This is a genomic window from Microcoleus sp. PH2017_12_PCY_D_A (assembly GCF_020738565.1).
Classification (GTDB): Bacteria; Cyanobacteriota; Cyanobacteriia; order Cyanobacteriales; family Microcoleaceae; genus Microcoleus.
On record NZ_JAEQCI010000043.1, the window covers coordinates 1 to 13,628 of the forward strand.

12 protein-coding genes are annotated in these 13,628 nt (G+C 43.9%); 10 read left to right on the forward strand and 2 right to left on the reverse strand.

All coding sequences use genetic code 11. From position 1 onward, the window contains the following. Positions 1–114: 114 nt before the first annotated feature. The 10 genes from JGK39_RS13755 to JGK39_RS13800 all read left to right on the forward strand — a co-directional run bounded on the left by JGK39_RS13755 (position 115) and on the right by JGK39_RS13800 (position 11,170). Entirely contained in the window at positions 115–912 is a 798-nt protein-coding gene (locus JGK39_RS13755) for a class I SAM-dependent methyltransferase (protein ID WP_293252720.1), read from the forward strand. 14 nt (positions 913–926) lie between these two features. After that, positions 927–2,084: a glycosyltransferase family 4 protein gene (locus JGK39_RS13760; protein WP_293252717.1), complete on the forward strand. Its 1,158-nt coding sequence runs from the start codon at positions 927–929 to the stop codon at positions 2,082–2,084. Between the two features lie 200 nt (positions 2,085–2,284). Beyond that, positions 2,285–4,288 (forward strand): ABC transporter ATP-binding protein, encoded by a 2,004-nt coding sequence (locus tag JGK39_RS13765; protein ID WP_293296628.1) that lies wholly within the window; start codon positions 2,285–2,287, stop codon positions 4,286–4,288. Then, positions 4,257–4,472 carry a hypothetical protein gene (locus JGK39_RS13770; protein WP_293252726.1) on the forward strand — a complete coding sequence of 72 codons (216 nt, stop codon included), beginning with the start codon at positions 4,257–4,259 and terminating at the stop codon, positions 4,470–4,472. The genes JGK39_RS13765 and JGK39_RS13770 overlap by 32 nt, the downstream gene beginning before the upstream one ends. After that, a complete protein-coding gene (locus tag JGK39_RS13775) occupies positions 4,465–5,664 on the forward strand; it encodes a glycosyltransferase family 4 protein (RefSeq protein ID WP_293252711.1) in 1,200 nt (399 codons plus the stop codon). The genes JGK39_RS13770 and JGK39_RS13775 overlap by 8 nt, the downstream gene beginning before the upstream one ends. Before the next feature lie 307 nt (positions 5,665–5,971). Continuing rightward, the gene (locus JGK39_RS13780) at positions 5,972–6,922 is read left to right on the forward strand and encodes a glycosyltransferase family 10 (RefSeq protein WP_293296630.1); all 951 of its coding nucleotides are present in this window, start codon (positions 5,972–5,974) and stop codon (positions 6,920–6,922) included. 11 nt (positions 6,923–6,933) lie between these two features. After that, entirely contained in the window at positions 6,934–8,049 is a 1,116-nt protein-coding gene (locus JGK39_RS13785) for a formylglycine-generating enzyme family protein (RefSeq protein WP_366048885.1), read from the forward strand. A gap of 87 nt (positions 8,050–8,136) precedes the next feature. Continuing rightward, a complete protein-coding gene (locus JGK39_RS13790; protein ID WP_293252702.1) occupies positions 8,137–9,111 on the forward strand; it encodes an Npun_R2821/Npun_R2822 family protein in 975 nt (324 codons plus the stop codon). After that, positions 9,108–9,974 carry an Npun_R2821/Npun_R2822 family protein gene (locus tag JGK39_RS13795; RefSeq protein ID WP_293252699.1) on the forward strand — a complete coding sequence of 289 codons (867 nt, stop codon included), beginning with the start codon at positions 9,108–9,110 and terminating at the stop codon, positions 9,972–9,974. The genes JGK39_RS13790 and JGK39_RS13795 overlap by 4 nt, the downstream gene beginning before the upstream one ends. A 170-nt stretch (positions 9,975–10,144) precedes the next feature. Further along, entirely contained in the window at positions 10,145–11,170 is a 1,026-nt protein-coding gene (locus JGK39_RS13800) for an Npun_R2821/Npun_R2822 family protein (RefSeq protein ID WP_293252696.1), read from the forward strand. 122 nt (positions 11,171–11,292) lie between these two features. Here the strand turns inward: JGK39_RS13800 and JGK39_RS13805 are convergent, their stop codons facing one another. Both JGK39_RS13805 and JGK39_RS13810 read right to left on the reverse strand, forming a co-directional pair. Beyond that, positions 11,293–11,673: a hypothetical protein gene (locus tag JGK39_RS13805; protein WP_293252693.1), complete on the reverse strand. Its 381-nt coding sequence runs from the start codon at positions 11,671–11,673 to the stop codon at positions 11,293–11,295. A gap of 240 nt (positions 11,674–11,913) precedes the next feature. Further along, entirely contained in the window at positions 11,914–13,590 is a 1,677-nt protein-coding gene (locus tag JGK39_RS13810; protein WP_293252690.1) for an AarF/ABC1/UbiB kinase family protein, read from the reverse strand. Between the last annotated feature and the right edge of the window lie 38 nt (positions 13,591–13,628).

Below are 13,628 nucleotides of genomic sequence, written 5' to 3' on the forward strand. Positions count from 1 at the left end.
ACAGATTTTAGCTCATAAGCTTGCACACGCGGAGCGTTCAAACCAGTCAAAGTCTTTCTCTGTAAAGGTTTTAGGCTTTTTCGGCAAGCCCTAAATAGGATCGCTCTAGATACCGTGCAACATTATACCAAAGAATTATATCAATACTTCCAAAAAACAGCCCAAGAATCAGCCCAAGAAATTATCCCTATTCTTTGGGAATTCGTGCAGCCAAAACGAGTAATAGATGTCGGTTGCGGCACGGGAACTTGGCTGTCAGCCTTCAAAGAATTCGGCGTTAAAGATATTTTGGGAATAGACGGTGATTGGGTAGACCGAAAAATGCTAGAAATCCCAGAGACCAACTTTTTAGTATTAGATTTAAGCCAACCTTTATCAGTAGAACAACAATTTGATTTAGTTGTTTCCTTAGAAGTAGCAGAACACTTGCCCTCCGAGTGCGCCCGGGTATTTGTAAATTCTTTAGTGAAGCTTGGCCCAGTGATTTTATTCTCGGCCGCAGTACCATTTCAAGGAGGAACAAATCACCTTAACGAACAGTGGCCCGACTATTGGGCGAAACTATTTCAAGAGCAAGGATATGTAGCGATTGACTGCGTGAGAAATAAAATATGGCAAAACGAGCGAGTTAAATGGTACTACGCCCAGAATATACTTATATTTGCCAACGCCGAATATTTAACAACAAATCCAATCTTGCAAAAAGAGGCCTCTAGAACTAACATTTTACAGCTTTCCTTAATTCACCCGCAACTGTATTTGCGAACTGCATCAGAAGCCACCAAATTAAGACAAGAAATCAAAGATGCTTTAGCCTTAAAAGATCCGAGGATTTCCCTCAAAAAACTATTTTTAGCTTTGCTACCCTTGACAAAATCTCGGTTAAGTAGGAAAATAAAGCAACTTTTTTAATAAAAAATTACCAAGTGAAAGTTTCATTAGTGGTGAGCGATTTGTCTGGAGGAGGTGCAATTCGTGCTTTTCTCCTAGCTCAAGTCCTGATCGAGCTTAAATGCGATGTAGAAGTCGTCGGATTTCAGTTTGGCAAGGAATTGTATGCTATTCCTCCCAGAGGCATCCCGGTATGTGCGATACCGGGGAAAAAATATCCGGGATTTTTGACGGATGCTCAAAAAGTTTTGAAAAAAATAGATGGGGATATTATTTATGCAGTCAAACCTAAACCCACAAGCTTTGGTTTATCGCTGCTAAAAAAACTAGATAATCGCCGCCCTGTCATTTTAGATATAGATGACTGGGAACTTAGCTGGTGCGGCGGCGACGAATGGAAATATCGCCCTTCTTTCAAACAACTTTATCGAGATATTTTCAAACAAAACGGTCAATTGCGAGAACCCGATCATCCGGTATATGTCAAGTGGATGGAAGGTTTAGTTTCCCGTGCTGATGCTGTCACCGTTGATACAGAGTTTTTAAAACAGCGTTTTGGTGGTGTATATTTGCCTAATGGTAAGGATACTGAAATGTTCGACCCTGCTAAATACAATCCTGAATTGAGCAGACAGCGTTACGGCTTGTCCGGCTATAGAGTTCTGATGTTTCCCGGGGCGCCGCGGCCTCACAAAGGTGTTGAGGATGTTTTGATGGCCCTCGAACATTTAAATGAGCCGGATTTAAAATTAGCGATCGTCGGCGGAAGTCCTTATGATGATTATGATGATAAACTTGTGAAACAATGGGGGCGTTGGATTGTTAAACTGCCAAAGTTTCCTGTCGAGACAATGCCTGAAGTTGTAGCGGCGGCTCACGTTGTCGTTGTTCCTCAGCGAGAGACTCTGACAGCGGTGGCTCAGTTTCCGCTCAAGCTGACAGATGGCATGGCAATGGCTAAGCCTGTTTTATCTACGCGCGTGGGAGATATTCCTACAATTTTAGGCGGAACTGGTTATTTAGTCGAACCCAGTTCTCCCGCTCAAATTTCCCAAAAAATTAAATGGATATTTCAAAATTTGACAGCCGCGAATTTGCAAGGAATGAAAGCTCGGGAAAGATGCGTGAAACAATATAGCATTCAAGCAATGTCACCAATACTTTCAGATATAATTGCAGGTATGTTTAGGTGACGCAGCGAGCGACGGAATGGAGGAAGAAAAACTGGCTGTAACTAAAGCAGGAATTACGCATCGATCCCCCCAACCCCCCTTAAAAAGGGGGGCTTTCAGGTTCCCCCCTTTTCAAGGGGGGATCGGCATTTGAGCCATTTCGTGCGTAAGTTCTATAAAGAATATTTTGAGATGCCGTACTGTTTAGCTGGGAATGCTTCATGTCTGCCAATAAGCTACTCCTAAAATTTGCCAGACGATATCCGGGCAGGATTTTTTTAACTGTGCTGCTGGGCTTTTCTGGGGCTTTATTCAACGGTATCAGCACTACTCTGATTGTACCAGTGCTTTTAAGTTTTTTAGAGGAAGCTATCGAGCTGCGGGGCGCTCCACCTCTAATTAAAACTTTGATGTATCCCTTTGAGGGACTGCCGGAAAATCAGCGTTTAATGTTGATGACAGCGGCGATTGTTCTGGCAATTACTTTAAAAAATATTGCGAGCTATATCAATACTTTGGTGGCTACTTCTCTGACGCGCTCTCTGACTTTTGATTTGCGAGAAGCGGGTTTGCGGCTGTTGTTAGAAGTTGATTTAGATTTTTACTCGAAAACTAAAGTAGGAGATTTAATTAATAGATTGGGCGGGGAGATTGGCCGGACTGCGAGTGCAGTTGGCACGGCGATCGGAATGTTTACTACCTCAATCACCGTTTTGGTGTTTGTGGGTTTGCTGCTTTCTATTTCCTGGAAATTGACGGTGACAGCTACATTTTTGCTGGCGTTAGTTTCTTGGACAAATCAGTACATTATTAACCGTTCTAAGCATTTTGGCCACCTGCTTTCTGAAATGTCGAAAGATTATTCGGTGAGGGTGCTCGAAACCATGACTGGGATTCGGCTGGTTAAGTCAACGGGGAACGAGGAAAGGGAGTACGAGCGGATCAAGCATTTAATTCAAAGGCGAGAACACGCGGATTTTCAGGCTCAGGTAAATTATGCGGCGATCGCCCCAATTAACGAAGTTGTTAATTTGATCGTGATTATTTTGATTGTATTTATCGGTCGCACAATATTTGCCAATGAAATTGAATCTATTTCAACGGTTTTGTTGACCTATTTGTTGGTACTTTTTAGGTTAATTCCTTTGATTTCTCAGTTGAATAGCGGGCGCAGTCAATTTGCTAATACTTCGGCTAGCGTAGAGGTGGTTAATAATTTTTTGAGCTGCGATGACAAGCCGTTTATGCTGAACGGTTCTGTGCCGTACACTCATTTGCGATCGGGAATTCGTTTTAATAAAATATCTTTTAGTTATCCGAATCACAAAAATTTAGTTCTTCAAGGAATTGATTTATTTCTACCTTACGGCACTACTTTGGCTTTGGTAGGAACTTCGGGTTCTGGGAAGTCAACTTTGGCAGATTTACTGCCGAGATTTTACGATCCTACAGAAGGTAATATCTCGCTCGATGGTAGGGATTTGCGCGAATTTGATCTGAAAAGTCTCAGAAAAGCGATGGGTATTGTCAGCCAAGATACGTTTTTGTTTAATGCTTCGGTGCGCGAAAATATTGCTTACGCTAGGCCCGATGCGACGGAGGCTGAAATTGTGGAAGCGGCGCAGGGGGCGAATGCTTATGAGTTTATCGAACTGTTGTCGGAGGGGTTGGATACTCAAATTGGCGATCGCGGTGTGATATTATCGGGAGGGCAGCGTCAGAGGATTTCGATTGCTAGAGCTTTGCTGCAAAACCCGGAAATCTTGATTTTAGACGAGGCTACGAGTTCGCTGGATACGGTTTCGGAAAGGTACGTGCAATCGGCGATCGAGAAATTGTGTTGCGATCGCACAACCTTAGTCATCGCCCACCGCCTCTCCACAGTCCAAAAAGCCCACAAAATCGCCGTGATCGATCGCGGACAAGTAGTAGAAATCGGTTCCCACGAAGAATTGCTAGCCAAAGGAGGTTACTACACTCGCTTGTATTCAATGCAATTTGCCGAAGAAACCGCCCGCGATGAAGCATTAATTAGGGGTTCTTACGAAATTCGCACTCGCCTGACTCCCATGATAGCTTACCTGAAATTGCTAGTAGATGAAATGGTAGATTCTCCCGAAGAAAGAGATGAGTTAATCAGAGAATCATATCACTCTGCTGCTAATATTTTCAAAACTTTGGAATTTATAGAAAATACTATTAAACGTCAGGCAGCTAAAAAGTAGTCTGTTGTTATTAGTTATTAGTTATTGGTTATTAGTTATTAGTTATTGGTTATTGGTTATTGGTTATTGGTTATTGGTTATTGGTTATTGGTTATTTGTTGTTAACTGTTACCAATGCCCCATGCCCCATGCCCCATGCCCCATGCCCCATGCCCCATGCCCCATGCCCCATGCCCATGTCTAAATATTATGTGTTTTTTACGAGAAATACTTTACCACAAGCCAATGTAGCCAGCTTGGTTCAAGTTGCACACTCTGCTAATGCTGCCGCAAATCTCGGTTATCCAGCAGTTTTGGTATACCTCCGCAAAGGCTGGAGTAGTTTGAATCCGCTTGATTTGATGTTTCCTTTTCGACCGAGAAAACCGGATGACCAACTTACCAAAATTTATAATATTCAGGATAAGTTAAAACTAGCAGATTTACCCGTGCCGTGGCCGATCGACTTTTGGGACAGCAAGTGGACGAGTGCGAGTACAATAGTTTGCAAATACTATTTACCGATTCACCTGCTGAAATTCACTAAAATCGTCCACACCCGCGACTGGAACTTTGTCAAAGCTGCCATTAAAAACGGCATTCCCGCTATCTACGAACAACACCACCACGAAGATAAGAAGTTTGAGCCGGAGGTTGTTAAAAATCCTTTATTTCAAATTGCTGTAACTGTTGCCGGTAGTGTCCGAGACAGCATGATTCAGAATGGAATGCCACCCGAAAAAGTGATTGTGCTGCACAATGGTTTTAATCAGTTGTTTCTCGCGAGACAAACAGAATCAGCCGAGAATTGGCGGCAGCGATTATTAGCAGGTGGAAGGCAATATTTAGCGGTGTATGCGGGCGGACTTTACCCGTTTAAAGGTGTGGATATGCTGGTGGATGTGGCGCGGGAGTTGCCGGAAGTTCAATTTGCGATCGCCGGTGGTGACTCATCTCAAGTAACAGCATACCAGCAGTTAGCCACAGACAAGCAGGTCAAGAACATCAATTTTCTCGGCTACCTCCCTCAAAATCAACTAGCCAGCTTGCTACAAGCGGCGGATGTTTTGACTCACCCTCACTGTTTGACAGAGGCTGCGACATTCACGTCTCCTTTGAAGTTCTTTGATTATATGGCATCGGGAACTCCAATTGTAGCCACAGAGATTGCATCTTTAATGGAATTCAAATCGGGAAATATAGCTGCAATTTGGTGCGAACCGGATAACCCGCACAAGTTCGCCGAAAGCATTCGAGATAGTTTGACCAAATATCCGAGGAAAATCGAAGGTTATGCAGAAACATTGGGTTTTGTCAAGCAGTTTTCGTGGGAAAATAGAATTGAGAAAATTTTGGGGTGTGTGGATGCGGATGTGCGATCGCAAATTATTTATTAGTCCCGCATTGCGGCCGTTTGTTAGTCTCGCATTGCGGCCGTTTGTTAGTCCCGCATTGCGGCCGTTTGTTAGTCCCGCAGCCCGCCAGGGGTTTAAACCCCTGGCTAATAGCTAAAGTCCTCTAAAGAGGACTAAACTTATTACTTATTAACTCAAAAAAGTTCACAATTAAAATTATTCCTCAGTCCTCTTTAGAGGACTTTAGCTTTGAGGCAGGGGTTTAAACCCCTGACGGACTCTGGGACTAACGAACTGACGGACTGTTGGACTGCTAGACTAAAGAATAGAACGCACAAAACATCAATTTATGACCCCCAAAATTATCAGCGCAATCACCACCTATCCAGGCATGAATCAAAGCGATTGGCTGTGGCAACAAACCCCTCACAACTTCGGCAAATGGGGCAACATTCAAATGCTCGCCAACCACCCGGAACCAGATTTTTTACTCATGTATCAATTCGACTTTCCCCGATCGCCAAAACAGCAGTCATGGCTCGATAAAATACGCAGCTACAGGCATCCCAAACCAGAAAATGACTTTCGAGAAAAATTCCGCAACGTTCCCCAAGAACGCATTATTTACCTAATCAGAGAACCACCTTTGGCAGAAGTAATTGAGATTACCAAAGCCAACTACGAACAAGCAAAACTTTATTGCGGTTACATTTCCGGGCCGGACGATTTCGCACCCAATCCCAATTATATGCCCGCGATTTGGTATCACTCAAACTCATTTCGAGAATTAAACGAAATGCCACCACCAACTAAAACTAAATGCTGTTCTTGGATAACTTCAGGCGTTAGTCGCACAGCCAACCACCGACGTAGATTAGATTTTCTCAAATTGCTGCAAGAACAAGAATTAGACTTTGACCTTTACGGGCGAAACTTGCCAAGTTGGGCGCAGGGAAACGGCACGGTTAACAATAAATGGCACGCTGTCGCGCCTTACTATTACAATTTGGCTGTGGAGAATTATGCAGAAAATGATTGGTATGTCAGCGAAAAACTTTGGGATGCTTTGTTAGCTTGGAATTTGCCGATTTATTACGGCGGTTCGGCGGCGGATAAGTTGTTGCCGGCGGGAAGTTTTCTGCGGCTGCCCAGTTTGGATGAGAAGGGAGTAGAATTTATTAAAGAGGTGATTGCTACGCCGGATTGTTGGCATGAAGCTAGGGAGAAAATTGCCGAAGCCCGACAAATCATTCTCCACGAATTGAACCTGCTGAATTGGTTGTCCAATTTTGTATCTTAGGAAATAGCGCAATGACAGAAAATCCAAATCAACCTAGAGAATACGATGCTGTACTCGGCGGTCAATCTCAAGTGCCATTAGGTGCGGCAGTCTTAGGCGGGATTCCCGGTGTTAAGAGTCGTTTGGCTTCACCGATTGTCGAGGTAAAAATTACTGCACTGTCAGAAGCGCTGAAATATGGAGATGCAGGTTTAGATTTGATAATTGGGGCATTGCGAGATGAATCAATGGCGGTGAAATTTGCTGCCTATTCGCTGCTCAAAGATAGGGATGACTTAAAGCTTAAACTCCATTTCCCTCAAGACTATCTCCCTACATTTGACTTTGATGTCATCACAGTTGATGCGGAAGGAAAAGAAAATAGTCGCAGCCGTCATTATGCTCGCTTTTTTCCCGAAGACTTAGGGAACGGAATTGTACTGGAAATGGTTTATATTCCCGGCGGCACTTTTATGATGGGCTCGCCAGCAACAGAGGAAGGTAGAGACTGTTGTGAAAGTCCGCAGCATCAAGTAACAGTACCCGCTTTTTTTGCAGGGAAATATCCCATCACCCAAACACAGTGGCAAGCATTGATGGGCAACAACCCCTCGGATTTCAAAGGTGAAAAACTTCCTGTTGAATCTGTATCGTGGAATATGGCAGTCGAATTTTGTGGCAAACTCTCGCAAAAAACTGGTAAAAAATATCGCCTGCTGACAGAAGCAGAATGGGAATACGCCTGTCGTGCCCGAACTACAACCCCATTTCATTTTGGGAAAACCATTACCCCGGAATTAGTCAACTATGACGGAAACAGCCCCTACGCAAACGCCTCCACAGGACTTTACCGCAAACAAAAAAATGATGTAGGGAGTTTTCTCCCCAATGCCTTTGGACTGTATGATATGCACGGCAATGTTTGGGAGTGGTGCAGCGATAGGTGGCATAGAAACTATAACGACGCACCAACTGACGGAAGTTCCTGGGAAACTGGCACAGATAATAACCGAGTGCGACGTGGCGGTTCTTGGTACGACCTTGCGGTCAATTGCCGTTGTGCCTTTCGCTTCTCGCGTTCGCCGGGCATGAGTTGGTGGTCCTGGGGTTTGCGCGTAGCGGTTGCGTCGGTTTCTCCCTCGTCCTAGTTTTCCCGCGAGGACTCTTTTTTACCATTTTACCCTTTAGATAATTCGGCGGTTGAAACCGCAACTACACCAACAAAGTCCGCAAATATGAACGGAATTTGCACGCTAGCTAACGATACAGTTTGCGACCAACTAATTGCCTTGCTCAACAGTATTGAAGTTATTTTAGGCTTAAATATTCCCGTCTGCATTTATCCTTTCGACGACCATATACAGCAAATCAAAGCTGAAATTGTTAACCGTCCCAACGTGTTTATTTATGAAGATAGCGCCTCAATTCAGCGATGGGACAAATTCATGCAAGCAGCCGCACCAGAGCGTTTGAACCGCAAAAAGTTTCGGCTTTACGGCGCACACCGCCGCTTTTGTGCTTTCGACGGCCCGTTTGAAAAGTTTATCTATATGGATGCCGATACTTTGGTGATGAATTCCCTTGATGCGATTTTTCAGAAGTTAGAGCTATCTGATTTTGTGGTCTATGATTTTCAATTTCGCGACCCAACTAAAGTATATAACATTCAGTCGCCAAAACTTCTCCAAGTTTTTGAGCAAAATCGGATCGACTCGGAAATATTCTGTTCTGGATTTTACGGTAGCAAGCAAGGATTGTTTGACCAAAATACTAGGGACTGGCTGGTAGCTGAACTCAAATCGGGAGATGCAGAAATCCTTTATTCTGGTGCTGGAGAGCAGCCTTTGCTCAACTATATGGTGATGAAAACTGGCATAAATAGCTATAACTTTGCTCGCAGTCTCCCTGACAGGGAACAAACTGGGTGCAGCGTTACTTCTCAACATTTTGAAGAGCAAGATAATGTTTTGTATGACAAGGGAAATCGGCTGACTTACATTCATTATATTGGGGTGCAGCCGGATTTGATTCGCAGGGTTTGTGCTGGCGAAAATATTGAGTTTCCCTATCGCGATTTGTTTCTGCACTATCGCTATCTCCGCGAACCCGAAAAGCGGCCGATTTTTAGGGAACCGCTAATGTCTTATGCTGATATTTTTGCGCCGAATTTGCTAGAAAGAGTGTTGAGAAGGTTGAGGATAAATTTATGAGTCGCGGTATTTATATTGTTGCTAATGATAGGGTGATGGAAAGCGCGATCGCCCTTTTAGCCAGCATAGGCCTGTACAATAGTCAAGTACCAGTTTTTTTGATCCCGTTTGACGACAATTATCTGCAAGTCGCCGCCGCCCTCAGCAGCCTCTACGGGGTGCAATTGTACCCAAATCTGGGCTTTGTGGAACAGTTTACCAGGGAAATCGGCCAAATATTCGATCGCAACTTTCTCGCCCTTCCCAACAAAATGCGGAAACTCTGCGCCTGGTTTGGCCCCCTCGACGAATTTCTCTACATCGATACCGACATCATCGTCTTTGAAGACATCGCAGCCAACCTCAACAAACTCTCAGAAGTAGACTTTTTTTGCTGCGACTACCACCACCTCAGCGAAAAACTGCGAAACGTCTTTTCACCTGTCGTAAAAGAACAAAATATCTTTACCGACTCACAGCTTCAAGATGTATTCAACAGCGGTTTTTGGGCTTCCAGAAAAGGCACGATTACAGAAGCACAAATGTACGAAACTTTGCGAGAATGCGCGCAGCATCGAGAATATTTTGACTTTACTCAAAATGTCACCGACCAACCTATACTCAATTATATGATCCTTAAGTTAATTGTCAAACGCTGGAATCTTGTTAAAGATTCAGCGGCAGAACCTGGAAGCTGGGCTGGTTCTACACATTTTCAAGAAAGAGATTATGTGCTTTATGACAAAGGCAAAAGATTAAAATATATTCACTGGGCTGGGATACCAATTAAATCGGGCAGTCCTTATTGGAAACTTTGGCAACATTATCGTTATTTGGATGAGGGAAAACCCACTTTAGTGCAAAGATTATTCCGATATTTGTAGGGTGTGTTGGGCGCTGTTTTGATATTTGATATAATGCGAGATGAATGTAGCGCCCAACGCACCTCACGCGATGATTGGGTGCGTTGGGCGCTATATTGATATTCTATCAGACCGAGATAATTCGGAAGCGCCCAACGCACCCTACGGGATTAATTTTTTAATTAACAACTATGACTGATGGCATTTATATTCTGGGAAACGATGTGGTTTTTGACCACTTAGTCGCTTTATTGAACAGTCTCGAAGTCAATGGGGCGAAGAATATTCCTGTTTGCATCATTCCATACAATGATAACTTGCAAAAAGTGCGAGTTGAAATTGCCTCGCGAACTAATGTTACTCTATTTGAAAATACCGATTCCATCCTATTTTGGGAAGACTTCGCGACTGTAGTTTGGACATCTCACCAAAAAGCTCAAAAAAATTGGCAAGCTAAAGGTTGGGCGCCAGTGCACTGTTTGGGAATGCACCGAAAATTTTGCTGTTTTGACGGCCCTTTTGACAAATTTATCTATTTTGATGCTGACACTCTGTTAATGGGTTCTCTGGATTACATCTATCAAAAAATTGATGAATTTGATTGGGTAACTAACGATTTTCAATACAAATCTGACCTCAATTATGTCTTTGATTTATCATCGAAAAAACTCGCAGAAGTTTTTGAGATAGAAAGACTGGAATCTCAGATTTTTTGTGCGGGTTGGTTTGCTTCCCGAAAAAATGTGTTAAATCGAAATAACTTAGCCGAACTATTAAATAAATTGACTTCAGGGGAATCTGAAATTTTGTCATTGCGGGGAACTGACCAACCTTTATTTAACTATTTAGTCCCCCGCAGTGGCATCTCTTTTTATAACTTTGCTTACCATCAAGCAGAACAGGTAACGGGCAATCATTGGTCTTCTCAATTTGATGTGATAGATTATGTTTTATACGATAAAGGACGGCGGCTGACTTATTTGCATTACATGAGTATTTCGGCTGCACAATTTACTCGATTGTGTGCGGGCGAAGATGTTGAGATTCCTTACCGAGATGTATTTCTGCACTACCGCTATTTGCATTCGCCGGAAACACGGCCCAAATTAGTATCTCTTAATTTGTTGGTTCGCTTGCAGAGGAATTTCAAAAGTTGGGGTATTCAAAGGGTTAATAATGTTCTATTTAAGTTGCGTATTTTCATAAAGAAGGACTAAAGTCCTTACTACGAACCAACCTTATTCGTTGTTATAAAAGAGGGTTGATGTTTAATTGAAGGACTAAAGTCCTTACTACGAACCAACCCTCTCCGTTGTTAGAAAAGAGGGTTGATGTTTAACTATGGTTCTTCAAAAAAAGAATCCAAGTCTAAGGCTTGGGAACCTCCGCGTTGTAGTTCTATTAAAACTTTGCCTAGTTGAGTCCAAACCAGCCACGCGGTTAGTAGTGTCAGCGGCAGGGCTAGAACATAGGAAAGTAATTTTGGGAAGCCGAATATCTCCATTCCTGAAGCTAAAAATATGCAAATTCCGCCGGCCATTCCCAAAAAGGGTAACTGCAATTGCAGACCTTTTAGGTTGGACAAAGTACGGCTAGAACGATTTTTAGACCACAGTTCTACGGCTTGTTTGAGTGTTGCTTCAAAGGCTAAGCCGGAAGCCATACCTGCTAGTAATCCGGCGGTCATTAAAAAATACGGAGGTTCTGGAAAGTAATACACGAATAATTCTTTTGGGGTAATGGGAATGGGGAATGGGAATGGGGAATGGGGAATGGGGAATTGGGAATTGGGAATGGGGAATGGGGAATTGGGAATGGGGAATTGGGAATGGGGAATTGGGAATTGGCAAAAGTAGAATTATTTTCTTCCTTCTTCCTTTTTCCCTCTTCCTTCTTCCTTCTTCCTTCTTCCTTCTTCCTTCTTCCTTCTTCCTTCTTCCCTCTTCCTTTTTCCTTCTAATTAAAATCGAGTCAGGGCGGCTGTTCCTGCTGTGGAAAGCTCTGTCAAAGCGCCTAGAGCAACGTTGAACAAGCGACTTGGTTGCAGGTCTTCTTTGACTAAGTTCCAGAGGCTGCCAACTTCTTGGGTGTGAATGCGATCGTCCTCAATCAACGCTAACATTAGCTGGCGTCTCAAAAACGACCCTTCTTCTGACAGCAAAAATTGCAAGCCGAGTTGGGCTGTGGGTAGCAGGTCGAAACTGCGATCGGATCTGGCGATCGCGATCATGTCCTCTAATCTACTCCACTGGAATTTGCCGTCTTTAAATAATACCTCAATCAGGCGGCGCCGCAGTGCCGGAGATTCCCCGTTCAACAATCTGCGCGCTACGTAGGGATAGGCTACCTCGACTATTTTGAAGTCGGGATTCAGTGTCAGGGCTAAACCTTCTTCTGTTACCAGAGAGCGAATAATTAGGGCAAATTTCGCGGGCACTCGGAAGGGATAATCGTACATCAACTCGGAAAACTGGTCTGTAACCGTCTTGAAGTTAAAATCTCCCACCTTTTCGCCGACGATATCGCCGAGGACAGATTCCAGCGCCGGTACGATCGGCATAATATCTGTATCTGGTGTCAAAAATCCAAGTTTGACAAAATCCTGGGCTAACTCTAAATAATCTTTGTTGATCAAATGAACGACAGAATCAACCACAGTTTCTTTAGTTGTTTCTTCCATCTGATCCATCATCCCAAAATCGATGTAAGCCATGCGGCCGTCCGCTAAAGCAAACAGATTTCCCGGATGGGGGTCAGCGTGAAAAAATCCGTGTTCTAGCAACTGCCGCAAACCGCTGCGGACTGCGACTTCAATTAAAGTATCGGTATCCAAACCTGCGGCTTTAACAGCTTCGATATCTGTCAGTTTGATACCGTCAATCCATTCGAGAGTGAGAACACATTTTGCAGTATAGCGCCAGTAAATACTCGGAACTTTTACTGTTGGGTCATCGGCAAAATTTGTGGCAAATTTCTCGGCGTTGCGGCCTTCATTGATATAGTCAATTTCCTCGAATAGTTTAATACCGAATTCATCGACTATTAAACAGAGGTCGTGACCGAGATTTAGTGGCAACAACGGGCCCAACCATCCAGCCGCCCAGCGCATTAAGTAAAGGTCAAGACTCAAGATTGGCAGTAAATTCGGTCGTTGAACTTTAACTGCTACTTGTTCTCCGGTCATTAGACGAGCTTTATACACTTGACCGAGACTGGCGGCGGCGACTGGTTCGGGTGAGATTTCTCTGTAGGTTTCGCTGATGAGGCGATCGAGTTCTGCTTCTATAATCTCGAAAGCCCGCACTGAGTCAAAGGGTGGCAATTGATCCTGAAGTTTGATCAATTCTTGCAGAAAGTCTTTGCGAATTAAATCCGGTCTGGTAGAAAGGGCTTGGCCGACTTTAATGAAAGTGGGCCCCAAGCGGGTGAGTATTTGTCGCAGGTGGGCGGCGCGTTCCGGCTGGTGGGCGGCGACTTCGTGCTGCCAACTGTCCCACAACATCCCGAGCACGAAGCCTGCAAATGACCAAATAACGGTAATTGCTCGCCAAATTGCTTTCCAAGGACGGTTGCGGTAATATTGGGCGATCGCTTGTGGATCGTAGCGTCTAGCCTGAGTGAATTGATACTGAGGCACTCGTTTATTTTCCTCTTATTTTATGAAAATTGCAGCTT